We start from the raw sequence: 21,985 nt of genomic DNA, 5'->3' as shown, positions 1-21,985 counted from the left end.
CTTGAAAACTATGTCAACCAATTATTCCTATATTGTATCACTCCGCATCCTGAAAACCGGCGTTACCCTTCTCTTCTGGGCAAGCCTGCTGCTGTTCTGCGCTGTTCTGATTCAGGAAGCTAAAGATTGCCTGATTGGGAAGTACCACTTTTTTTCGATTAACCCGGCATTGGCAGTTGCCAACCCAAATGACCGCACTACACTTCGTGAAGGAGGGCGGCTTATTCATATAAATCCAGCAAGTTTATCTCTTTCGTTTGCGTATGACGATGCTAATGCATTTAGAAAAGACAGCTGGGTCTATGCAGCTATTTATATTCCTTATGCCTTTCAGGGCCTTATCTTTCTTTACCTACTCTGGTGTTTAAAAAAGGTGATAGATACGATAGGAACTGACTCAGTTTTTCAACACGCCAATGTTCGGCGTATCCGCTGGATTGGCGTGTGCCTGATTTTAAGCGAGGTCATTAGTAAGTTGCCCTGGTGGTTCATAAAGCCATTTATTGTTGGCTTGCTACGACAAAACAACATCGGTTACAGTAGCCCTGCTAGTTATAATGTAGTCGGCAACTGGCTGACAGGCCTGCTGATTATTGCCCTTGCCGAAGTATTCCGGCAGGGTGTGGAGCTGAAACAGGAAAATGAACTAACGATTTGATGACTCCCTCCTTCAACTTCCCGGAAGTTTTAAAAAGCCCCCCCCTATGAAATCAACACCACTGATCCGCTGGATTTACCGCATATTTGACACCCTCTTTTTCGGACAAATTACCATCTACTGCCTGGCACTCTGTCTTCCGCTGATAGTCGGCGTGGCGCATTGGTATGAAGCCCGAACCGGCGGCAATGCCGGACATAAAACAACCAGGAGCGGGGGGCTCCGTACGGCCCTTACGTTCCCGGTTGCAGGGCACCTTTCCCGCCCTCATACATTACCGGATCATCCGCGGAAAGATACCCTATCCGTCAACCCGCCCGTAGACATTAAGCTGGCAGAGAATAACGTTGCGCCCTATCTGTTAACGTTTACGATTGGCTCCTGGCAGGATTTCCGAACCATTCCGGCTGCCCTTATCATCCTTGGATACCTGCGATTGTTGCTCTATATCGGCAGTCTGCTTTGGGCAAACTATCTGCTGCGAAACATGTTCCGGGCACTTACCTATGAAATCTACTTTAGCCACCCGATCTGGAAACGATGTCAAACGGTGGGCTGGATCATCACGGGTTATTTTTTTGCGTACAATCTCATTATGAATCTGAGTCATGCGGCCGCCTGGCGTTATCTGGCGGCTAAAGGCTTCCACGAGGACTGGCAACAACCTTTTTTGTGGCCGGATAACTGGATGTGGCTGTGGGCAGGGTTAACTTTGCTCGTCTTTGCGCAGGCCTTCCGGTTCGGAACGCAGCTGCAACAGGAAAAAGACTTAACGATTTAGGAATATGCCGATTGTTGTGAACGTAGATGTGATGATGGCCCGTCGGAAAATGTCCCTGACCGAGCTGTCGGAGAAAGTCGGCATTACGATGGCAAACTTATCCATTCTGAAAACCGGCAAGGCACGGGCCATCCGCTTCGAAACCCTCGAAGCCCTCTGCGAAGCCCTCGACTGCCAGCCCGGCGACCTGCTGGAATACCAGCGGGAATAAGTTATTTGAACGCCAAAACAGAAGCGACAAGGCATGGCCTTGTCGCTTCTGCGCAAATAGAATGCTGTACTACAAGAATTAAACGTATTGCTCCGTAATATGCCGGAGCCGGTCGGCGGTTTCTGTCAGCAACGGATGCCGCGGCTGCGCCAGTGCCTGCTCCAGATCGGCGACCGTGTCTTTAAACAGCGCCCAGACAGCCAGCGTTGTTTTGCTGCCATCGGCGGCTTCGTATACCAGCTCCGGCCGCACCTGCCCTTCGGCGGCCAACCGGTTATAAGTGGCTTTAGCGTCGGCATAGGCTTCGTCACTGCCCCCGAAGCTCACCTCCTGTACCGGTAACGGACTGGCTTTGCGGGCAGCTAGTTGTCTGTCCAGTTCGGCCAGCATCGTTTTCAGGCGGAACGTGTCTTTACCGGTCCGGATGCGCTCCCGCAACGACTGCCGGATCAGGTACGTCAACGAGTTGGTCAGGTTCATGCCCACCTCAGCCATCTGTTTGAAAATCAGCGAGGCCGGCGACATACCCGGAATGGTATTCGGATCGTGCAGCAGCACGCGCCCGTCGGCCGTCAGAAAGCCGTCGATGCGTGAATACACGTTAATACCCAGTTTTGAGAACACCGTGCTGACTGCCTGCTGGATTTTGCGGTTGTTTTCGAGCGTAGTATCGACCGGAATCCGCTTTTTTGTCACGTTCGACAGGTATTTCGACGCAAAATCGAAGCTTTCGACGTTGTATACTTCCGTTGGCGGCAAGGCAATGGCGGTTCCGGTATCGTCCTGAATCACCCCGCATGAAAACTCCTGGCCGCTGATAAACTCCTCGAACAGAACCTCATCTTCGGCGTTCAGCGAGCTCAGCACGATGCTGTCCGCCGACTCCGCCGTCAGCTGATCCAGGCAGGCAATGAGCTGCACAGGCCCCATCAGGTATTCGCCCGTTTTTTCCAGGACCACCGGATAGCCGATACCCTGGTCCAGTTGTGCCACCTGCTGCGCAAAGGCCGCCTTTTCATCTCCGCTCAACGCCGTCCAGTCGGCCGGTTCAACGACTTGTTTGAAAAAGCATTGATCCACCGATTTGATAAACTTATCCAGATTCTTTTCCCGCACAATGGCTACCCCGATCGACGAGCCCTGGTGCGGGGCCTTTACCACCACCGGCAAGCCCAGGTGCTCTACCAGCGAATCGAAATAAGCGGCTTTATCGGCCTGCTCCCAATCCGTCCGGTTTACTACGGCGGTCTTTTTCTCCTGTCCGTTTACCAGTGCAATCAGGTGATTTTGCAGGATTTTATTGATCCCGATGGCCGAGCCGATCAGGCCGGGACCGGTATACGGTATCTTGAACCATTCGAACAGCCCCTGGATAGCACCATCCTCGCAGTCAGGACCATGCATGGCCAGAAACGCAATATCAAAGTAGTCTTCAAACCAGTCCGGTTCGATTGACTCCCCTTCGTCAAATTCGTCTTCTTCCAGTGATTCATCATAAACCGAGAAACCACCGTCTTTCGGCAGGGCGTCACGGATAGCACCATGTTCCAGAAACTCAGGCGAAACGTGATAGAACCGGCCCCAACCGCTCACAAAAATCAGAACGGGTTCGAACAACGATTTGTCTAAATAGTGGTAAGCCGTACGGCCTCCCATAAATGATACCTCGCGCTCACGCGACGGCCCTCCGAAGAAAATTCCTACTCTCACAATTAGTTGCTGAGTGATTGGGTGATTGAGCGTATTAGTGACGTGTCGTCATGCAAAGAAACGAAAAAGCCGCCTGTTTTAAGACAGACGGCCTTCCGGAAACATACGTTCCGGTAAAATATTAATCGCATAGCCCTACGCAACCGGCGTAATATTGATGGCTTCTACTTTCGTGATTTCAGGTACAGCTTTCAGCACGGCTTCTTCGAGACCGCCCTTAAAGGTCATGGCCGACATCGGACAGCTTCCGCAAGAGCCTTCCAGCTCCAGCCGCACAACGTTGGTTTCCGAAATATCCACAACCCGTACATTACCGCCATCTGCCTTCAGGTAAGGCCGGATACTGTCTAATGCACGTTCTACTCTATCTTTTAAATCGTGTCCTACCGCCGTTTGCATGAATTGTCTTATTTGTCGGTAAATTTACTATTAATTCGTCAGAAAGCGCAAGTTAAGCAACGAATATACGCCGCCGGCTACTACCCGCGAACGATTTCTACCCGTTTGGTCTGATCCTGGGTGGCATTACGAATTGCCACCTGCTGTGCCAGGGCTTCGGCCGCAGCCTTAAACGCTTCGGTTGCCGGATTGTCGTTACCGATTACCGCCGGTTTTCCTTCGTCACCGGCTTCACGTACGCTCTGCACCAGCGGCACCTGCGCCAGCAGCGGCACCGAAAACTTATCGGCCAGGGCCTGGCCTCCGCCTTTGCCGAAAATCGGGTATTTGTGGTCAGGGAGTTCGGCCGGTGTAAACCAGGCCATATTTTCGATCACACCCAGCACCGGCACATTAATTTGCGGTTGCCGGAACATGGCCAGCCCTTTTACAGCATCCGCCAGGGCTACTTTCTGCGGCGTCGTTACAATCACAGCACCCGTTACCGGCACAGTCTGTACCAGCGTCAGGTGAATATCACTTGTACCCGGCGGCAGGTCAATCAGCAGGTAATCCAGTTCGCCCCAGTTGGTATCAGCAAAAAACTGGCGTAATGCCTGACTCGCCATCGGCCCGCGCCATACAATTGCGCTGTCGGGCGGGGTCAGAAAACCGATTGACATAATCTTGACGCCGAACTGCTGTACCGGATGCAGCATATTCTTGCCATCAACCTGACTCACGCCGGGCTGAATATCTTCCGCCCCGAACATCACCGGCATCGAAGGGCCTGAAATATCGGCATCGATAATCCCTACCTTCGCCCCTGACTTATGCAGGGCCACCGCGAGGTTTGCCGTTACCGTTGATTTGCCGACCCCGCCTTTACCCGATGCAATGGCAATGATGTTTTTCACGCCCGGCAAAACCGGTGCATTATAGCGTGTCGACGTTACATCGGCCGTCAGATTTACCTTCACCTGAATGGCAGGACCGATATGTGTGTGAATGGCATCTTCACACCGTTTACGGATCAGTTCCTTAAGCGGGCAGGCAGGCGTTGTCAGCACTACCGTGAAGAAGACCTGATCGATCCCCAGTTCAATATCTTTAATCATGCCGAGCGACACCAGATCTTTTTTCAGATCCGGCTCCTCTACATGACTCAGAGCCGCCAATACCGACTCTTTGGTTAATTTATACGTAGACATGCTTATAATCAGTTAGACCACTGCGTACCAGGGCCAGTTCATCCGTTACATCAATGCGATCCTGTAAGCGTTCGAGTTTTGTCAGTAATTGCTGAAGAAACGCCTGATGTGCTTTCGTTGGCCCATGTAGTGGCCGGTGTGCCAACGATTTGCGGATACTATCCCACTCCGTTACGAAAGTGCGAAGTTCGGTATCAAACGCGCTCTGAACAAATTTTTCAAAGATGTATTCCTGTGCCTGCCCGTTCGGATGAATCAGATCAGCCTCGTAGAACCGGTAATCGCGGAGATCATCGACCATAATTTCATACGCCGGGAAGTAATACACGGCTTTTTCCCAAACAGTCAGCTCATGACAAATCAGCCGGAGCATCGACTTACTTACCTGATTAACCGGCAAGGTATCCCGCGTGTGCCGGACCGGACTTACGGTTAACAACACCCGGAGGTTCGGATTCGTTCGGCGCAATTTCCGGACTACCTGCTGTAGTTCGTCGCGGAGATGATCCTGTGCGTAGAGGTACTTTTCGAACAGGGATGCCGGCATTTTATGACAGTTGGCAACGACCGTCTCCGTCCCGGTATGCCGGTAAACCATGGCAGTCCCGAGGGTAATCATTAGCCAGTCGGCCCGGAGCAGTGCCTGCCGGGTCGTGTCCAGCAGGCCGGTCAGTTTGGTGCGCAACTCCTCCCGGCTACTTCCCCAACATGACGAGTGAAAGTCATAATGAAACCAGCTGCCGTCCCGTTCCGCATACAACGCTTCGTCGGGCATACCGCCGTCAATAGCCATTGTCAGGAGTTTACCGATCGAGACGGCATTAAATACAGTCCCGAAGGGGTTAGCCAGCACCGTCAGTTTATGATCAGCCAGCTGCCGGCCCATTACATCGGCGAAACAGGAGCCCATGGTCACAATCCGGTCGGTGAGCCGGAGTGATTCGGGCAGTTTTTCGGGTGTCAGTTCAGTATGGAATTGCATACGTATAAAACAAAAAAACGGACCGAATAGGTCCGTTTCTGCTACAAACTTTCACTCGGTAACGAGCTGCGTTTCAGCTTATTCGCTTATAACATCAACCTTTACTTTGTGCTTAACTTCTTTGTGAAGATCGATCGTCGCTTCGTACGTACCGATATTTTTCACGTCTTCGATAGCGATTTTCTTACGGTCGATGTCGAAGCCTTTTTCACGAAGGGCATCAGCGATCTGTGTGTTGGTTACACGACCGAAGATTTTACCGCTTTCACCTGCTTTGGCAGGGATTGTCAGGATCAGGTCACCGATGTTCTGAGCGATTGCCAGGGCATCGTTCTTGATTTTCTCGGCTTTGTGCGCAGCCTGACGGATGTTTTCAGCGATCATCTTCTTGTTAGAAGGAGTCGCCATGATCGCATACCCTTGCGGGATGAGATAGTTACGGCCGTAACCTGGTTTTACGTCTACAACGTCGTTTTTATAACCCAGGCCGGCGATATCAGTTTTGAGAATGATTTCCATTGTGTCTTAAACTGTTAGTGGTATGTGGTCAGAGCAGCAGTGTGTCTGCCACACTATCACTTATTTTAAAGAGTCCCCAACATAAGGCAGGATAGCAATATGGCGGGCACGTTTTACGGCCTGAGCCACTTTCCGCTGGTATTTCAGGCTTGTGCCTGTAATACGCCGAGGCAGGATTTTACCTTGCTCGTTCAGCAACTTCAGCAGGAAGTTAGCGTCTTTGTAGTCGATATACTTGATACCGGATTTTTTAAAACGGCAGTATTTTTTCCGGTTTTCGTTTTTTGCAACTGATTCGTTCTGCAAGCTCATGATTATTTGCCCTCCTCTGTGGTTTCAACTGATTTCTTCTTACCCACTAAGCCATTCCGCTTACGCTCGTTGTAATCAACAGCGTGCTTGTCAAGTGCAATAACCAGGTGACGCAGAATACGCTCATCGCGCAGATATTCTGTGTTCAGGCTTTCAACGATCGTACCAGGAGCTTTGAACTCAAACAGTTGGTAATAACCGGAATTTTTGTGCTGGATTGGATAGGCCAGTTTCCGCAGGCCCATGTTCTCTTCGTGAACCAGCTCCGCCCCGTTATCGGTCAGCACTTTGCGGAACTTATCAACGGTGTCCTTTATCTGTGATTCAGATAAAACGGGAGTCAGGATGAACACCGTTTCGTAATTCTTTTTAAACATTTCCTTAAATCGCTTAAAATGAGGGTGCAAAATTAGCACAAAAAAAGTAGAGACGCAAGATGTTGCGTCTCTATCTCTGTCAGAATTTCATAAATGCTATACCCGATAATACGGTACCGGCTTACGCCTAATGAGACGCAACATATTGCGTCTCTACTTGACGGTGAACTCGCCTTCGCCGATTTTGAAGCCTTCGCTGTAAATTTCAATTACATGCCGGCCTTCGTTGAAGCGTTGCTGTCCGCCCCGGCCATAAATAAAGTTTACGGTCTGACGGGTATTGTCAAACTGAACAGTTTGTGCCGATGTATAAATCATGCCTTTGCCTCCGTACATAAACTCGCCTGATCCCGTGGCCATATCAGCAATGACCGCCCCGGCCGGGTCAAGAATACGCATGTAAATTTCCTTGTCGTTGTGCTTAGCCAAACCGTTTGGTGCAAGCTGAAAAGACACTTTCACCTTATCGATCCGTTTGGCCTTGTAGCTGCCGCCGTCGCGTTCCTTACCCCGTGAGTTGAGGGCATTGACCACAATGTTCTCTGCCCTGAGCGCGGAAGCCACCGTTACCTTTTCCTCAAGCTCTTTATTCTTAACCGAATAGGTCGTAATCGAATCGCTTAACACCTGTTTTTCGTTTTTCAGACCGGTATTTTCTTCGGTAAGCGTCTGATTTTGCTGAGTCAGGATGCCGTTTTCTTCTTTCAGGCGGGCTATTTCCTGATCTTTCTGCACCAGCAGCGCCTCGTACGACTTGATTTTCTGATCGTACTTACGTGTATCAAAATTATTGACATTACGCAGGCTACGTTTATCCTTCTCCAGTTCAGCCTTAATTTGCAGCAGGGAGTCGATGTTACCGCCTAACCGCTGAATTTCACTGATTTTAGCATCTAACTGGGTGGAGATCGAATCTAATTTAGCACGTGTGGCCAGTAACTCCTCTGTTTTGGCGTTAATGGTCGCATCTTTAGTCTTATTGGTTTCGCGTTCCTGATAGTAAAAATACAGTACCAGCACATTTAGGGCGGCTAAAATAAGCAACGCAGCAATCAGATAATTACGGCTGTTGTCGCGTCGGGGTTGCCGTGATTCCATAGAAAAATGGGTTAGTTTGTGTAATCAGGGTGAAAAACTACCAATTTGGAATCACTTCTCAAACCTATCTTTGTGTAATTTTTAGAAAATGGTCAAGAATCCGGATGATTGCAGATAATATACACCAGATAGAGGCAGCGCTGGAACGGTTTCCGCAAACCGTTCGGTTAGTAGCAGTAACTAAGACAAAACCGGTCGCTATGCTGCAGGAAGCCTATGATGCGGGGAGCCGCATTTTCGGTGAAAACAAAGTACAGGAGATGACCGATAAGTACCCGCAGCTGCCTCAGGATATTCAATGGCACCTGATCGGCCATCTTCAGTCAAACAAGGTCAAGTACATTGCACCCTTTGTGTCGCTTATTCACTCGGTTGATAGCCTGAAGCTGCTTCAGGAAATCAATAAGCAGGCGGCTAAACATAACCGTGTGATCGACTGTCTGCTCCAGATTCATATTGCAGAAGAAGAAACCAAGTTTGGTCTCTCGGCCGAAGAGGCCCGGGATCTTCTGCATTCGGCCGATGTGCAGCCACTAACGAACATCCGGCTTGTCGGCCTGATGGGTATGGCAACCAACACAGACGACGAAATTCAGATCCGGAAAGAGTTCCGTGGCCTGAAACAGTTATTTGATCAGCTTGGTCAGTTCCGGAGCGATAACGTGGCGTTCGCTGAGCTTTCTATGGGCATGAGCGGCGATTACCTGATTGCCGCCGAAGAAGGCAGCACGCTCGTACGGGTTGGCAGCGCCATTTTCGGCAACAGAAGCTATACTTAACGGATAATGGTTACTATGAACAATGGGCTTATGCCTGCCGGAACGGTTCATCGTACATTATTCATTTCCCATTACACATCGTACATTTCTAATTATACATTATTCATTGTTTATGAAGCTATTTATTCAGGCGGGGGCCGCATTGGGTTTACTGGGTGTAGCGATTGGCGCTTTCGGAGCGCACGCGCTGCGGGGTATGCTCGAAGCCACTAACCGCACGGCGACCTTCGAAACCGCCGTTAAATACCAGTTTTATCATGCGCTGGCGCTGATCGGGATCGGGATCCTGATGCAGCAATTTGGCGGCAACGCTACCATTGTCCGGCTGCTTGGCTGGTCGGGCTATTCATTTCTGGCCGGTGTCCTGATTTTTTCCGGATCACTGTATATCCTGTGTTTTACCGGCATCACGTGGCTGGGTGCCATCACGCCCATTGGCGGTGTGTTTATGATCATCGGCTGGGCACTGATGCTGTGGGCGTTTTTATAAAGAGTGAAAGAGATAAAGAGTGAACAGCACGGTGCGAAATAGCCGTTTACCCATTATCCCGCTCTTTCACCGCGCGGCGGCCGCTCTTTATCTCTTTCGCTCTTTAATTCCTCGACAGCATGCTGGTCCGGCGGGAGTCGAGTTTGAGGAAGATGAAGAGCAGCAGGGTAAATGACCAGAGCGATGAACCACCATAGCTGAAAAACGGTAACGGAATCCCGATTACCGGCATCAGTCCGATGGTCATCCCGATATTGACCATAAAGTGAAAGAAGAAAATTCCGGCCACGCAATAGCCATATATCCGGGCAAACCGGCTACGCTGTTTCTCCGCTAAAATGATCAACCGGCTCAACAGGCCGACAAACAGGAGTACAACAATTGCACTCCCCATAAAGCCGTGTTCTTCGCCAATGGTACAGAAAATAAAGTCTGTACTCTGTGCCGGTACAAAGTCGAATTTTGTCTGGGTTCCTTCCAGAAAACCTTTACCCTCAAAACGACCGGAGCCAATGGCGATTTTGGCCTGCGTTACGTTCCAGCCTACACCCAACGGATCAATATTCGGGTTAACAAGTACTTTAATGCGATTTTGCTGGTGGGTCTGCAAAACGTCATTTACGAAAAAATCGACCCCGGCCACGATACCCACCATAGCCAGTCCGATCAGCCCGATTCCGGCAATACTCCGTACGTTCCGGTTATACCGTGGCAGTAAGAATATGGCCACAACCGCTAATACCAGAATACCGATGAAGATATAGAATAACGGGAAAATCAGTGCTAATACAAATAAGGTCGTCAGGGTAATGCCGGCAATCGGGTAAATGGCCGGCAAGCCTTCCCGATACAGCATAATAATAAAGGCCGCAAACACCAGCGTCGAGCCGGTTTCATTCGACAGCAGGATTAAGACTGCCGGTAAGCCAATGATCCCCGCTACATACAGCTGATCTTTCTGCTTGGTGAGATTCACCCCGGGAACATCGAGATAGCGGGCCAGTGCCAGACTGGTAGCCAGCTTGGCAAATTCGGCAGGCTGTAAGGAAAAGGAGCCTATTTTGAACCACGAATGAGAGCCGTTGATGTTTGAGCCAGCCACCATAACCAATAGCAGCATGAAGATCATGAAGCCGTAGAATATGTAGGCAAACTGATCATAAAACCGGTGGTCAATAACCAGAACGCAAATAATTAGGATCACGCTGGTGCCGATCCACATCAGCTGCTTACCGGCATCTGTTGACATGTCAAATATGCTGGTTTTCATTTCCGGGCTATATACGGCAGCATATACGTTGAACCAGCCCATTAATACGCAGGCGATGTATAATGCCAGCGTCAGCCAGTCTATATTACGGGCAAAAGGATCATTACGAGCCATGAGAATATACCAGGTAGGTGGCAGACAGGCCAAACCTGTCTGCCGTATTTTATTAATTTCCGTTTACACCAGCGGTTGCTGTCCGGCTTACCGGTTTTGCAGGTGCTGCGTTGGTCATCAGCGGCTTTTTCACCGCTGATTTACGCGTTGTATCTTTGCGCAGGCTATCTACTTTTTTCTTCAGGCCGGGCTTACCGCCAATCACCCCTACATTCAGCATGTAGTTCTGAGCCTTCACCGACTCATCCAGTTTGAGGGCTTCCGTCTTGCGTTTCAGGTACCGTTCAACTACCAGCGCCGCCACCGAAGCGGCCGCCTTACCCCCCCAACCGGCGTTCTCTACGAAAACGGCAATGGCAATTTTAGGGTTGTTAACCGGCGCAAAGCCAATGAAAATGGAGTGGTCATATTTGTGGCCCATTTTCGCGTTCTGCGATGTACCGGTTTTTCCGCAAAGCTCCACGTCGGCAATATTGGCCAGGGGTGTTACGGTTCCGTGTACGACTGCGCCCCGCATACCTTCAATTACGGGTCCGAAATATTTCGGGTCAATATTTACCTGACGCTTTTCGTAATACGTTGCATCTATGCCTGAGCCTACTTTCCCAATCCCTTTCGCGTAGTGTGGCGGGATGTAATACCCCCTGTTGGCAATGATAGCCGCTACATTGGCCAGCTTAATCGGACTGATCAGCAACTCGCCTTCGCCAATGCTGAGGGAGTAAATGTTTGAGAACTTCCAGCGGTATTGACCATTGTATATTTTATCATAATAATCGACACTGGGCAGATTGCCTTTTAACTCAGTAGGCAAATCGATACCTAATTTTTGCCCGATACCAAATAGCTTCACGGCATCATACCACTGCTGCAAGCCGATGGCCGACGCTTTAAACGTATTCGAATTCCCGTTGAAGTAAATCATCTTCCGGAAAACGTAATAAAAATACGGGTTACACGAATACTGTACAGCCCCACTCAAACTTCTTACCCCGTGACAGTGGCAGCGCATTGGCGAACCGGCATGCGAGTAAGCCGTATTGGGAAACAGTGATCCCTGTTGCTGACCAATAAGCGCCTGAATCAGCTTAAAGGTTGAACCTGGCCGGTAACTGGCCATAATCGGCCGGTTAATGAGCGGCTTGTAGGGGTTTTTCAGCAGCTTAACATAGTTCTTTGAGAAGAAACGGCTCGACAACAGGTTCGGGTCATAGGTCGGGGCCGATACGGAGACGAGAATCTCGCCCGTTGCCGGCTCTATGGCGATTACGCTGCCCACTTTATTGGCCATCAGGCTATCAGCATACTGCTGCACATCCAGGTCAATGCCGGTATACAGGTTCTGTCCGGCTACCGCAATGGTATCGAATTCACCGTTCTTGTAAGAGCCCTTTACGACCCCCCGCACGTTCTGCATCACAAACCGGACCCCGCGTTTACCACGAAGCACCTCTTCATACTGCTCTTCCAGGCCGTTATGGCCAACATAATCACCCTGCCGGTAGTAGAATGTTGCCTGTTCTTCGAGTTGCTTTTTGCTGATTTCACTCACATATCCGAGTGCATTCGCCAGCGTATGGGCAGGATAGGTACGCATCGAACTCATGCGCGGCTCAAAGCCACGGTAGTCTACCAGGGCATCCTGAATACGGGCAAAATCTTCTTTGGAAAGCTGGCGTAAAAACAGGGAAGGCTTAAACGGCGAATAGGTAACCGCCAGATTAATCAGACTGTCGAACTCCTGCCGTGTAATGTTCATCATCCGGCAGAAGGCCAGCGTATCCGGCACCTTCATCTGCTTGGGAGTCACGTAGAGATCATAAACGGGTGTATTGTATACAATAAGCTTCCCGTTCCGATCATAAATCTGGCCCCGGTACGGAATCTCGATCACCCGTTTTACCGAGTTTTTCGACGACCCCAGCGAGTAACTGTCATCTAACACCTGTATGTAAAACAGGCGCGCTATATATATCAATCCGACCAGGCAGAAAGCGCCAATGACGATATATCTTCTATTCTCAAACATGGACAAGTCCGGTCAACACATATTCAACCCTTACAAAGTTAGTAATTCGGATGTAGCCCTTTGTTATCTGTCTTTAGAAAAATTATAAATCTTTTTAATGGAAGTGCCGACATCGGAATCAGCGTATTTTTTCCTTAAAATACACCTCGTGCCGTGGTCCGGATACGGCACAAATACATATCGGCCGTGATATAAAGCGTTGATCCATCGTCGCCCCAGCCGCAGTTGGCCGTATTTTCGCCGATATCAATGTGGCCCAGCAAGGTCCCGTCCGGAGCAATAATAAATACGCCCCGTGGCCCCGATGTCCAGATATTACCCTCTTTATCCGTCTTCAGGCCGTCGGGCGCTCCTTTCAGGCCATACTTCTCCAGCGCCTTCATGTCATAGAACACGTTACCGGCCCCGATACTGCCATCTGCCTTAACCGGATAGGCCATAATTACCGGCCGGTTCACGTCCGACTGAGCCACATACAGCGTTTTTTCATCAGGCGACAGGGCAATGCCGTTAGGCCGCGTCAGGTCATTGACCAGTAAGGAGACCTCACCCGACGGCGCAATGCGGTAGACGCCGAAAAGCGGGGTTTCGCGGGTCGGGTCGTTTTCTTTCAGCGGCATGCCGTATGGCGGATCGGTAAAGTAATAGCTGCCGTTCGAATGAGCCACCACATCGTTCGGGCTGTTGAACCGCTTCCCCTGAAAGTTATCGGCCAGTGTCCGCTTACCGCCCTGTCCGGTCAGCGGTAAAGCCGCCACGCGCCGGTCACCGTGTTCACAGGAGATGAGCCTGCCTTTGGCATCAATCGTCAGGCCGTTTGAGCCAGGCTCATCACCGTAAGGCGCTACACCGGTATAACCCGACGGCTTCATAAAGGGCGTCAGGCCCTCCTTTTCAGTCCATTTGTAAATGGTATTCCGAGGCACATCTGAAAAGAGCAGAAAACTGCCGTCTTTCACCCAAACCGGTCCTTCTGACCACACAAAACCGGACGCCAGCACCTCAACCGACGCATCCTTACCAATCAGCTTATCGAGCCGTGCGTCATAGCGGGTTACTTTACCAATCGTCGGGAAATGAGCCGTTTGGGCATACACAGAGGCGCCAGGCAACGCCAGGCTCAGCGCAGTAAACAGGGGCAGAAAACGGGTTATCATGAGGTTCAGGAAATTTTAGGCCAACTTACAAAGAATCCGGTTTGCCGACATCAGAATTTATGATTATTCCTGCCGCCTTTACCAACTACATTGCCGGGGTTGACGTGGATTTCACTATTAAACCCTTCCGGAAAAAACGCACGAAGGCCGGTTAGGGAATCTGTTCCTGATCGAGCAGGCTCTGCATCACAAACGCATGAGCACCGGCCAGTTTAGCCATTTCGCCCAGTTGAGAAATTTCAATAGACAGATTGTTACGGTAGTCGGCCAGGCAGTATTTGTCAATGGCCTGTTCAATTGGCCGGCGGATGAGTTTATCGGCTTTGGCGAGCACGCCGTTGATGATAATGCGTTCGGGGTTGAACAGGTGGACGGCTATCGATAGCCCGCGCCCCAGCTCACTACCGATCTCGGTGAGCATATCAATCGCAAAAGCATCACCGGCATTGGCCTGATCAATCACCATTTCGACATCAATTTTCTCAAAGTCTTCTTCGGCGAGTTTGGAGACGCGTCCTTCCAGCAAACCGGCTTTTACCCGTTGAATCAGGGCATAGGCAGAGGCCATGGTATCCAGGCAGCCAACTTTTCCGCAATAGCATAGCTGACCGCTCTCCTGAATCTGAATATGTCCGAGCTCACCGGCAAAGCCCGAAGCCCCCTGAAGCAGCTCCCCGTTCAGGATAGCCGCCAGCCCGATTCCCCAGTCAATGTTGATCGACAGGACGTGGTTTTTGCCTTTAGCCAGCCCAAACCGGTGTTCGCCGAGAATCGTGGCTTTCGTATCATTCAGGAGATAAGTGGGTGCGTTGAACAGCTCCTGCAACAAATCGGTCAGCGAGTGGTTGGGCCGGTTGAGGTGCGGATAGGTATAGTTGAGGCCACGCGCCGGATCAATTAAACCAGGGAGTGCCACGCCCACGCCGATTACATGCAGGTTCCGGACTTCTGCTTCGCGGACGATCTGCTCAAGCGGCTCCCGCAGAATAGACAGAAACGTCTCGGAGTCATCGAGATGCAGATCGACATCAAGGCGATAGATCACCTGATTGGCCAGGTTAAAAATAATCAGCTTAACGTCGTGGCGGTTAATGTCGGCCACAACCGTAACATAACGGGAAGGATCAAGCGCAAATAACGACGGTTTGCGGCCAAACTGAGCGGCACCGGTTCCTACCCCATGTGTCCACTGTCCGATGTTAAGCTCCTCAACCAGAGCCGTTACGGAAGGAATACTGGTGTGTAAAATCGTAGCCAGTTGCGATAAAGTCCGTGGACCCGACCGGTATAGCTCGTTGATGATATTTCGTTTTAGCTTATTCTTTTTCGCATCAATGACCGAAAAAACCGCGTTGTCTTGCATCATGTTAACCTCGTAAGCAGGGCTTGTTCAGGCATCCTCTGCTTTGGCGAACCCGCCTTTAATTTGTTCAGGATAGTCAGTCTCAACAAAAGTACCAACTATTTTGGTGATCCATCAGCCTAATTTAATACTATTTTATCTCTGCATCAGAATAAATCCCTCTATGACACTTATCATACCGTGCTCATATACAGCGAATTCATTTCCGTGTACTTAATAAAGGGCCGCCGCCGGCGTTCTTTACTCTATAAATGATATACCGGCCTATTGCACGGCCCTGTTTCTGCCCGTTTTCGATCGCATCCCGAAAGTGAATGCCACCATACAGGCGTGAAACCGACGCTTCCTCTGCTGCCTGCCGGAATGAGGTAAACGAGCGGGCAGGTAACTCAAAAATTTCTTCGGTTGTGTCCGTAAACCGGAATGAATCCCCTAAACAGTAGGTCAGCACTTCGGCGACAGCGCTCGAAATCACGCTGTGGCCGCTTGTATATTCGGGGAAAGGCGGCGTCTGTAATAACGGTTGCCAGCGTACGTCGATCAGGCGGTTAATGACCGTTTCGGGCCGGATCCGGTTGCTCCGGAACTTTTCGTCCCAGCAGCTGATGAAACTATCCCGCAGCGTCATCGCCACCAGCGAATGCATGTACACCGCCTGTTCAAACGGTACTTTTGCCTGCGCTGCTACCTGACTGGTAATGTTGATCCAGTGACCGCCCGGGCTGATTTTTTTAAACCCGATGGACATATGCCCTGCCGTATTGATCGCAAACGGATTACAGTCCCAGTACGAGGCAATTAACCGTTGTTCGGGGGTCAGGTTGCGACCTGTCTGATAGACCTCCTGTACCAGTTTACCAAACGGACTGGTAGTTTCCGCATCAAACGGCACCGGTGGTTCGGGTTTAAACTGACTGCAACTATCAATGAGCATCGGGCGGATAATGCGCCAGTGCGGCTCGATGGCCTCAATGTAGCCGGGGGGAGTCGGGTACCAGTAGCCGTCTTTTTTAGTCGGCCGGTAGCGCAGGCGGGAACTCAGCTTCTGATAATTGTCGTCGGCGGCGTAGGCGGCTACGGCTTTGGCAACCTGCTGCCCGGCCTGCCTTGCGGCTTCGGTTTCGGCAAGGCTATACCCTTCCTTACGCAGGTTAGCCGTCAGTTTCTGTATATCAGCCTCCAGCATACTCCCCGAAGGCAGCATCATACGGCCCGTTTCGAGCATACAGTACAGGGCGGCCATCTGATGATTACACGAGGCCGGTACCTGGGCCACCAGATCGGGCAGTTGCCGGATCAAGCGCTCAGGGGCCACAACGGCAGGGTCTTTTTTCGCTACAATCGCATGGCTCCCCAACAAACAATAGCTGTAAAAACGGCTGGCGGCAGGTGGATTGACAACATCGTGAATCATCACCATCGTCAGTGCAAAAACCGTTGGCTGCAGGTGTTTCTGCATCGCCGGTTTGGGAGCACTGAAGGCTACCCCACTCCAGGACAGCAAACAAATAATCAGGTAACGCCTCATGGCTGAGTTAATTTATAGATCTGTAACGGCAGGTAAGCAGCGCCGATCACCAGCATTTTCTGCCGGTTTACCTCCAGTTCCAGCACCGATTTAACATCCCCGACAACCGTCAGACCGGAGGCTGTCTGCGCCGTATATGTAAATTCACCGTTGCCGTTGCCCCGAAGCAGGCACCCGTAACTGGCATCCATACTGCCGATTTTCAGGCGGTTGTCTGATTTGTTGCCAAGCAGCAGTATATCCGGATTACCATCCTGATCCATATCCTGAACCAGCAGGTTCGTAACCGGCGAAAACTGGGCCTGTACCGGCAGCACCCGCTTTTCGAACGTGGCTCCGGCATTACTCAGGTAGCAAACCGTCTGCGGTTCCGAAACGCTTAGTTTTTTTGCCCGGCCCAGTTCTTCGGCAGTCAGAATGCGGTCGATGGTCGCATCGGCGTAATCCTTGTAAAAGCCGAACCGCTTGCGCATGGCGTAAATCTGATCGTTCAGCTCGTCACGGCTCACAAACGGGTACATGGTGCCCTGCACGTAGAAACAAAAGAAGGGATCAATCGACCCGTTGTTATCGAAGTCGGCATAAACCAGTTCGGCCGGTTCGTTCTGCGAAAACCGCAGCTGCGAATTGATGCCGAGGTTGCCGGCAATGATGTCGGGCTTATTGTCTTTATTCACATCGGCAATGGCAATTGACTGCCAGAACCCTTTATCGTCGGATGTAAAATACTGCGTGGTCTGATCGGCGAAGCCGGTGGTTGTGTTCAGCAACACCCGTACGGCCATGAACTCTCCGCAAACGATCAGGTCATGCCGGCCATCGCCGTTCATGTCGGCCCACCGTGCATCGGTCACCATCCCGATGTTGGCATATGGCCCGTCGACAAGCTGAAACTGGCCTTTGCCATTGTTCCGCAGCAGATATGACTGCGGTGTTTCCGGATACCGTCCGGGAATTACCCGCCCGCCGACAAACAGGTCCATATCGCCGTCGTTGTCATAATCCGACGGCCGGACACAGGATTTACTACTGCCCGTGAGGTTCGGCAGCGCACCCGGCACCGGCACCAAACGCCCCTTGCCATCGTTCAGGAACAGTTCATCCTGCAAGGAGGCTGAGCCTGCTTCAAACAGCGAATAGCCGCCTTTTGCCACATACAGATCATCGAAACCGTCGCCGTTAGCATCAAAGAAAACCGCCGCCGCCACCGTTGAGACAGACTCGTCGCCAATGGCCAGATCCGGAATCGGCAGAAAGGTGCCATTGGGCTGCTGGACCAGTACCATGCCCGGCTTCTTCTGGTCGCCGCTGATAAACAGGTCTGGCAGGCCGTCTTTGTTCACATCCCCTTTGGCCAGTACCGGTCCTGTGTGCGAATACATCCACAACATCAGCGGCTGCCGCTTGAAATCATTTTCGGCATAGCCTTCGTGCATGTAGTTCAGGATGGGTCTCGCCCGACTAAAAACGGGTTTTACCGTACCGGCTGACGGTGTTGTCCATTGGCCGGCATCGGCTGCCTGGTCAACATCCAGCAGCCGGTTTACGCCGACTGCGCGCACTACTTGTGTAGTCTGGTCAGGCCAGACGATCCGGATCGAATCAACCTGTGTGGCAGTACCCAGGCCGAAGTGCAGCACCGGCGTCTGAGTGGACAGATACCCCCGTACCGGACTCAGTTCCTGATATTGCTGCTGCCCGCCCGCATACACGGTTACCCGTGCCCCGATGCCCCGGTTTTTGGGATTCGTTGCCTTAAGCCGGATCTGGATATACCCGTTAGCCGTTTGCTCACGGGCCATGTTCCGGTAAATGTAGGCGGGCTCGTTGATGTTATTCACAATCAGTTCAAGGTCTCCGTCATTATCCAGGTCGGCGTAGGCTGCCCCGCCCGAAATCGACGGAATATCAATGCCCCACTCCTTCTGTTTGTTTTTAAACGTCAGATCGTGGTTATTCCGGAAGATGTAGTTCGGCACCTTGGTCGATGGCATGGCTTTGACCAGGTCCATCAGCTGAACCGGCTCGCGGTTAATGGCCTGTTTGATTTTGTAATCGCCCCAATAGCGCAGAAAGTCCTTGTTGGTATAATCGCGGAGGTAGCCGTTGGTGATAAACAGGTCTTTATAACCGTCGTTGTCGAAATCGGCCAGCAACGGCGCCCAGCTCCAGTCGGTGTTCGACACCCCGGCGGCCTGCGCAATCTCACTGAACGTACCGTTGCCGTTATTCAGCTGGAGCATGTTACGCATGTACTGCCGCTGAAGGCCCTGTTGCTGCATCAGCTCAAACGATTCATAATTTTCCTGGAGTTGCAGCAGCTTCTGCCGCCGGTTATCTTCCGGCAACATATCGAGCGACATGATATCCGGTAAGCCGTCGTTGTTGTAATCGGCAATGTCGACCCCCATCGAAAACTGGGGCAGGTGGCGGAACCACTGCGCGGTTTCGTCGCGGAACGTACCGTTACGCTGGTTGATGTAGAGGTAATCGGGCTCGTTGTAGTCGTTGGTGACGTAGAGGTCTGTCCAGCCGTCGCCGTTGACATCGGCCACCGCAACGCCCAGGCCAAACGTCAGCGGGTACTGGTGAATACCGGCCTGTTTCGAGACATCGGTAAAGCGGTTATTATCGTTCCGGAACAGTTTGTTGCCGGCCAGCGGGTCTGTTTCAAGATGTAGTTTAGCCAGCTCAAGGTTATCGTATTTTTTAACGTTGTGATTGAGCAGGAACATGTCCAGGTCGCCGTCCCGGTCATAGTCGAAGAAGACTGCCTGTGTGCTATAGCCCGGATCATCAAGGCCATATGCCTGTGCCTTCTCCACAAAGCGGGGCGTACTGCCGGGCGCCCCGCCCTGATTGATAAACAACTGATTACGGCGTCTGGCTTCATCGGTTTTGCCGGAGTAACACACGTAAATATCCAGCCAGCCATCGCCGTTGACATCGGCCAGGCTAACGCCCGTTTTCCAGCCGCCGGGCCGGCCGCCGAGTTGCGGGGCCGCTTCTTTCGTAATGTCTTTAAAAGTCAGCTTTCCGGTATTCAGGAACAGCTGATTGGGTTTCATGTTGGCGGTAAAAAACAGGTCAGTAAGGCCATCGTTGTTCAGGTCGCCGGCGGCCACACCACCGCCGTTGAAAAAGTATTCGTAGGCCAGCACGTTCAGGCTTTCCGTCTCGTCGATGGTATTGACAAAGCGAACGCGGGTTTGTTCAGGAGGGAGACGTTTGAAAAGCGGCTGGGCAAATGTCGGGGAGAAAACCAGCAAAAAAACAGTCCGCGTCAGCAACCGACGCAGGTTCGTAGAGTAGCAACGCGGAGACATGCTTCCTGAATTGACTTGATAAGTCGATAAAGATACAAAAAAAGGACAAGGCCCTCACGGGGAGGTCCTTGTCCTTTTCAGATGAAGAGGCTTATTTATCCCACCAGATGCGGGATGCCCAGGTGTCGCCACCCGTCAGTTTGCCAACCGCTGATTTATAGCTGTCTGTATTCAGCGTTGCTTCGCTGGTTGGATATGGCTGACGGCGCGGAATAGCACCGTTTGAGAAGTTACCTGTGTAGTTAACCGGCGTCAGCACAGGGAAGCCCGAACGCTTCCAGTTGTTCCATGCTTCCACGAAATTCAGTACCGTACCTTCTGTAGCCCAGTACTGCTCGTTGATTTGTTTCAGCGGGTTAGCCGTACCCAGCGGGTTAGCGGTAGCATAGGCATCCGCCGTAGCGGCATCAATCGTAGCCGCAGCGCCAAAGCGTGACAGCATCTGGATACCGGCCGAAACGGCGTTTTTGTAGTGGGTTGCTGCCGTGCCGCTTACGCTGAAGCCACGGGTAGCGGCTTCTGCCAGCAACAATTCTGTTTCAGCATACGTCAGCACAAAGAACGGCATCGACTGCGAGCGGTAGATAAACGCCGGACGCGAGTATTTGCCGATTGGCGTAACATCGGCACCGGTCCCGGTAGCACCCGGATAGCCTGGTGATTTTGAGATGTCGGTAGCACCGCCATTCAGATCGTATCCGTTTGGCAAACCAACCTGTACGGAAGCATCTGAGACACCACCTGTCATGAGTTGGTTAGCCGCCAGGCCGGCAGCCGGTACTTCGGCTACTTTCGACAGACGCGGGTCGTTTGTCGACTTCAGGAAGTCGATAAACGTTTTGCTCCAGCGTACCTGGTATACGTCAGCCGGTGTAATCAGGGCTGAACCGTTTCCGTTTGAATAGCCGTTTGCGTTATCCGCCAGCAAGTAAGCATCGTCTGACAGGCTGGTGAATACCCCCGCCGCCGCCGCTTTTTCAGCATATGTCTTGGCCGTAGCGGCATCGGATTTTACCAGACGCATCGCCAGTTTCAGCATCAGCGAGTAGCCGAATTTCTTCCATTTCGCCACATCGCCTTTGTATACGTACGCATCGTTTGTCGGACCGGCCGCAGCGGTGTTCAGGGCTGCAGTAGCCGTTTCCAGACGCGTCAGCAATGATTTATAGATGCTTTCCTGCGTATCGTAGGCCGGCAGTGTCACACCGGCTTTGCCCTGCAATGCCTGTGTATACGGGATGTCGCCATACACATCCGTGATGGTTGCCAGCGACAGCACCTGCATGATTACCGCAATGTTTTTCAGATTGGCCAGCGCCGGTTTATCCGTTGCCAGTTTCTCCATTTCGTAGGCGTAGCTGGCTGCGTTATAGCTGCCACTCCACGTACGTTGCTGGTAGTCAGTTGTATTGCTTGATTGAACGTATTTGTCGCCGTTTGAGTAGTAGTTGGCTGCACCCGATGTAGTCGAAGCAAACAGTTGTACCCACATGCTCTGAAACAGGATCGACCCGTTATAGCCCGTAATTGAGCTCACGTGGTTATACTGAATGCTTGGCAACAGAAGGTTCGGGTCAAACGTCGCCGACGATGCCCGGGTTGGATCGGTGTTGATTTGATCAAATTTATCAGTACAAGCAACCTGCAGCGACCCAACAAGAAGTGTTAATGCGATCAGTCTCTTTTTCATGG

Annotated in this window: 20 protein-coding genes; 5 read left to right on the top strand and 15 right to left on the bottom strand. The window is 51.5% G+C overall.

Translation table 11 applies throughout. The features are described 5' to 3' along the window. The first annotated feature begins 10 nt into the window (after positions 1-10). Genes BLX24_RS22535 through BLX24_RS22525 form a run of 3 tightly spaced genes read left to right on the top strand, consistent with a single transcriptional unit; the run spans position 11 to position 1,650 of the window. On the top strand, positions 11-658 hold the full coding sequence (locus BLX24_RS22535) for a DUF2975 domain-containing protein (RefSeq protein WP_071505469.1): 648 nt from the start codon (positions 11-13) through the stop codon (positions 656-658). A 46-nt stretch (positions 659-704) separates the two neighbouring features. Continuing rightward, positions 705-1,439, top strand: a complete 735-nt coding sequence (locus tag BLX24_RS22530) for a DUF2975 domain-containing protein (RefSeq protein ID WP_071505468.1) — start codon at positions 705-707, stop codon at positions 1,437-1,439. A 4-nt stretch (positions 1,440-1,443) separates the two neighbouring features. After that, positions 1,444-1,650, top strand: coding sequence for a helix-turn-helix domain-containing protein (locus BLX24_RS22525; RefSeq protein ID WP_071505467.1), 207 nt, complete (start codon positions 1,444-1,446; stop codon positions 1,648-1,650). Between the two features lie 78 nt (positions 1,651-1,728). Here the strand turns inward: BLX24_RS22525 and BLX24_RS22520 are convergent, their stop codons facing one another. The 8 genes from BLX24_RS22520 to BLX24_RS22485 form a co-directional block, all read right to left on the bottom strand. Then, positions 1,729-3,360 carry a D-alanine--D-alanine ligase family protein gene (locus BLX24_RS22520; protein WP_071505466.1) on the bottom strand — a complete coding sequence of 544 codons (1,632 nt, stop codon included), beginning with the start codon at positions 3,358-3,360 and terminating at the stop codon, positions 1,729-1,731. Positions 3,361-3,495: 135 nt separating this feature from the next. Beyond that, entirely contained in the window at positions 3,496-3,759 is a 264-nt protein-coding gene (locus BLX24_RS22515) for a NifU family protein (protein ID WP_071505465.1), read from the bottom strand. Positions 3,760-3,839: 80 nt separating this feature from the next. Then, positions 3,840-4,949: an Mrp/NBP35 family ATP-binding protein gene (locus BLX24_RS22510; protein ID WP_071505464.1), complete on the bottom strand. Its 1,110-nt coding sequence runs from the start codon at positions 4,947-4,949 to the stop codon at positions 3,840-3,842. Then, positions 4,936-5,931: a GSCFA domain-containing protein gene (locus BLX24_RS22505; RefSeq protein ID WP_071505463.1), complete on the bottom strand. Its 996-nt coding sequence runs from the start codon at positions 5,929-5,931 to the stop codon at positions 4,936-4,938. Before BLX24_RS22505 ends, BLX24_RS22510 begins: the two co-directional genes overlap by 14 nt. Before the next feature lie 78 nt (positions 5,932-6,009). Beyond that, positions 6,010-6,450 (bottom strand): 50S ribosomal protein L9, encoded by a 441-nt coding sequence (rplI, locus tag BLX24_RS22500; protein WP_071505462.1) that lies wholly within the window; start codon positions 6,448-6,450, stop codon positions 6,010-6,012. Positions 6,451-6,510: 60 nt separating this feature from the next. Beyond that, positions 6,511-6,762 carry a 30S ribosomal protein S18 gene (rpsR, locus tag BLX24_RS22495; RefSeq protein WP_071505461.1) on the bottom strand — a complete coding sequence of 84 codons (252 nt, stop codon included), beginning with the start codon at positions 6,760-6,762 and terminating at the stop codon, positions 6,511-6,513. Positions 6,763-6,764: 2 nt separating this feature from the next. Then, positions 6,765-7,139 (bottom strand): 30S ribosomal protein S6, encoded by a 375-nt coding sequence (rpsF, locus tag BLX24_RS22490; protein ID WP_071505460.1) that lies wholly within the window; start codon positions 7,137-7,139, stop codon positions 6,765-6,767. A 153-nt stretch (positions 7,140-7,292) separates the two neighbouring features. Beyond that, positions 7,293-8,237, bottom strand: a complete 945-nt coding sequence (locus tag BLX24_RS22485; RefSeq protein WP_071505459.1) for a DUF8428 domain-containing protein — start codon at positions 8,235-8,237, stop codon at positions 7,293-7,295. Between the two features lie 104 nt (positions 8,238-8,341). Between BLX24_RS22485 and BLX24_RS22480 the strand changes: the two genes are divergently transcribed. Further along, complete coding sequence (locus tag BLX24_RS22480; protein WP_071505458.1) at positions 8,342-9,016, top strand: YggS family pyridoxal phosphate-dependent enzyme; 675 nt, start codon at positions 8,342-8,344, stop codon at positions 9,014-9,016. Positions 9,017-9,128: 112 nt separating this feature from the next. Next, positions 9,129-9,506 carry a DUF423 domain-containing protein gene (locus BLX24_RS22475; RefSeq protein ID WP_071505457.1) on the top strand — a complete coding sequence of 126 codons (378 nt, stop codon included), beginning with the start codon at positions 9,129-9,131 and terminating at the stop codon, positions 9,504-9,506. Positions 9,507-9,609: 103 nt separating this feature from the next. Here BLX24_RS22475 and rodA read toward each other — a convergent pair whose 3' ends face one another. The 7 genes from rodA to BLX24_RS22440 form a co-directional block, all read right to left on the bottom strand. Continuing rightward, positions 9,610-10,890 (bottom strand): rod shape-determining protein RodA, encoded by a 1,281-nt coding sequence (rodA, locus tag BLX24_RS22470; protein WP_071505494.1) that lies wholly within the window; start codon positions 10,888-10,890, stop codon positions 9,610-9,612. A 52-nt stretch (positions 10,891-10,942) separates the two neighbouring features. Continuing rightward, entirely contained in the window at positions 10,943-12,919 is a 1,977-nt protein-coding gene (locus tag BLX24_RS22465) for a peptidoglycan D,D-transpeptidase FtsI family protein (RefSeq protein ID WP_071505456.1), read from the bottom strand. 134 nt (positions 12,920-13,053) lie between these two features. Beyond that, positions 13,054-14,076, bottom strand: a complete 1,023-nt coding sequence (locus BLX24_RS22460; RefSeq protein ID WP_083422120.1) for an SMP-30/gluconolactonase/LRE family protein — start codon at positions 14,074-14,076, stop codon at positions 13,054-13,056. A gap of 151 nt (positions 14,077-14,227) precedes the next feature. Beyond that, positions 14,228-15,442: an ROK family protein gene (locus BLX24_RS22455; protein ID WP_229201874.1), complete on the bottom strand. Its 1,215-nt coding sequence runs from the start codon at positions 15,440-15,442 to the stop codon at positions 14,228-14,230. A 196-nt stretch (positions 15,443-15,638) separates the two neighbouring features. Further along, entirely contained in the window at positions 15,639-16,967 is a 1,329-nt protein-coding gene (locus BLX24_RS22450; RefSeq protein ID WP_071505454.1) for a vanadium-dependent haloperoxidase, read from the bottom strand. Further along, positions 16,964-20,293 (bottom strand): VCBS repeat-containing protein, encoded by a 3,330-nt coding sequence (locus BLX24_RS22445; protein ID WP_071505453.1) that lies wholly within the window; start codon positions 20,291-20,293, stop codon positions 16,964-16,966. The genes BLX24_RS22450 and BLX24_RS22445 overlap by 4 nt, the downstream gene beginning before the upstream one ends. A gap of 91 nt (positions 20,294-20,384) precedes the next feature. Continuing rightward, positions 20,385-21,983, bottom strand: a complete 1,599-nt coding sequence (locus tag BLX24_RS22440; RefSeq protein ID WP_071505452.1) for a SusD/RagB family nutrient-binding outer membrane lipoprotein — start codon at positions 21,981-21,983, stop codon at positions 20,385-20,387. Between the last annotated feature and the right edge of the window lie 2 nt (positions 21,984-21,985).

This window comes from Arsenicibacter rosenii (assembly GCF_001870735.1).
GTDB classification, from domain to species: domain Bacteria; phylum Bacteroidota; class Bacteroidia; order Cytophagales; family Spirosomataceae; genus Arsenicibacter; species Arsenicibacter rosenii.
Note: the sequence above shows the minus strand (reverse complement) of the source record. Positions and strands in the feature narration are given on the sequence as shown.

Excerpts from the sequence above, each read along its gene's own strand:
- BLX24_RS22535 (WP_071505469.1), top strand. The coding sequence starts at position 11 with ATGTCAACCAATTATTCCTATATTGTATCACTCCGCATCCTGAAAACC.
- BLX24_RS22530 (WP_071505468.1), top strand. The coding sequence starts at position 705 with ATGAAATCAACACCACTGATCCGCTGGATTTACCGCATATTTGACACC.
- BLX24_RS22525 (WP_071505467.1), top strand. The coding sequence starts at position 1,444 with ATGCCGATTGTTGTGAACGTAGATGTGATGATGGCCCGTCGGAAAATG.
- BLX24_RS22515 (WP_071505465.1), bottom strand. The coding sequence starts at position 3,759 with ATGCAAACGGCGGTAGGACACGATTTAAAAGATAGAGTAGAACGTGCA.
- BLX24_RS22510 (WP_071505464.1), bottom strand. The coding sequence starts at position 4,949 with ATGTCTACGTATAAATTAACCAAAGAGTCGGTATTGGCGGCTCTGAGT.
- BLX24_RS22505 (WP_071505463.1), bottom strand. The coding sequence starts at position 5,931 with ATGCAATTCCATACTGAACTGACACCCGAAAAACTGCCCGAATCACTC.
- rplI (WP_071505462.1), bottom strand. The coding sequence starts at position 6,450 with ATGGAAATCATTCTCAAAACTGATATCGCCGGCCTGGGTTATAAAAAC.
- rpsR (WP_071505461.1), bottom strand. The coding sequence starts at position 6,762 with ATGAGCTTGCAGAACGAATCAGTTGCAAAAAACGAAAACCGGAAAAAA.
- rpsF (WP_071505460.1), bottom strand. The coding sequence starts at position 7,139 with ATGTTTAAAAAGAATTACGAAACGGTGTTCATCCTGACTCCCGTTTTA.
- BLX24_RS22485 (WP_071505459.1), bottom strand. The coding sequence starts at position 8,237 with ATGGAATCACGGCAACCCCGACGCGACAACAGCCGTAATTATCTGATT.
- BLX24_RS22480 (WP_071505458.1), top strand. The coding sequence starts at position 8,342 with ATGATTGCAGATAATATACACCAGATAGAGGCAGCGCTGGAACGGTTT.
- BLX24_RS22475 (WP_071505457.1), top strand. The coding sequence starts at position 9,129 with ATGAAGCTATTTATTCAGGCGGGGGCCGCATTGGGTTTACTGGGTGTA.
- rodA (WP_071505494.1), bottom strand. The coding sequence starts at position 10,890 with ATGGCTCGTAATGATCCTTTTGCCCGTAATATAGACTGGCTGACGCTG.
- BLX24_RS22465 (WP_071505456.1), bottom strand. The coding sequence starts at position 12,919 with ATGTTTGAGAATAGAAGATATATCGTCATTGGCGCTTTCTGCCTGGTC.
- BLX24_RS22460 (WP_083422120.1), bottom strand. The coding sequence starts at position 14,076 with ATGATAACCCGTTTTCTGCCCCTGTTTACTGCGCTGAGCCTGGCGTTG.
- BLX24_RS22455 (WP_229201874.1), bottom strand. The coding sequence starts at position 15,442 with ATGATGCAAGACAACGCGGTTTTTTCGGTCATTGATGCGAAAAAGAAT.
- BLX24_RS22450 (WP_071505454.1), bottom strand. The coding sequence starts at position 16,967 with ATGAGGCGTTACCTGATTATTTGTTTGCTGTCCTGGAGTGGGGTAGCC.
- BLX24_RS22445 (WP_071505453.1), bottom strand. The coding sequence starts at position 20,293 with ATGTCTCCGCGTTGCTACTCTACGAACCTGCGTCGGTTGCTGACGCGG.
- BLX24_RS22440 (WP_071505452.1), bottom strand. The coding sequence starts at position 21,983 with ATGAAAAAGAGACTGATCGCATTAACACTTCTTGTTGGGTCGCTGCAG.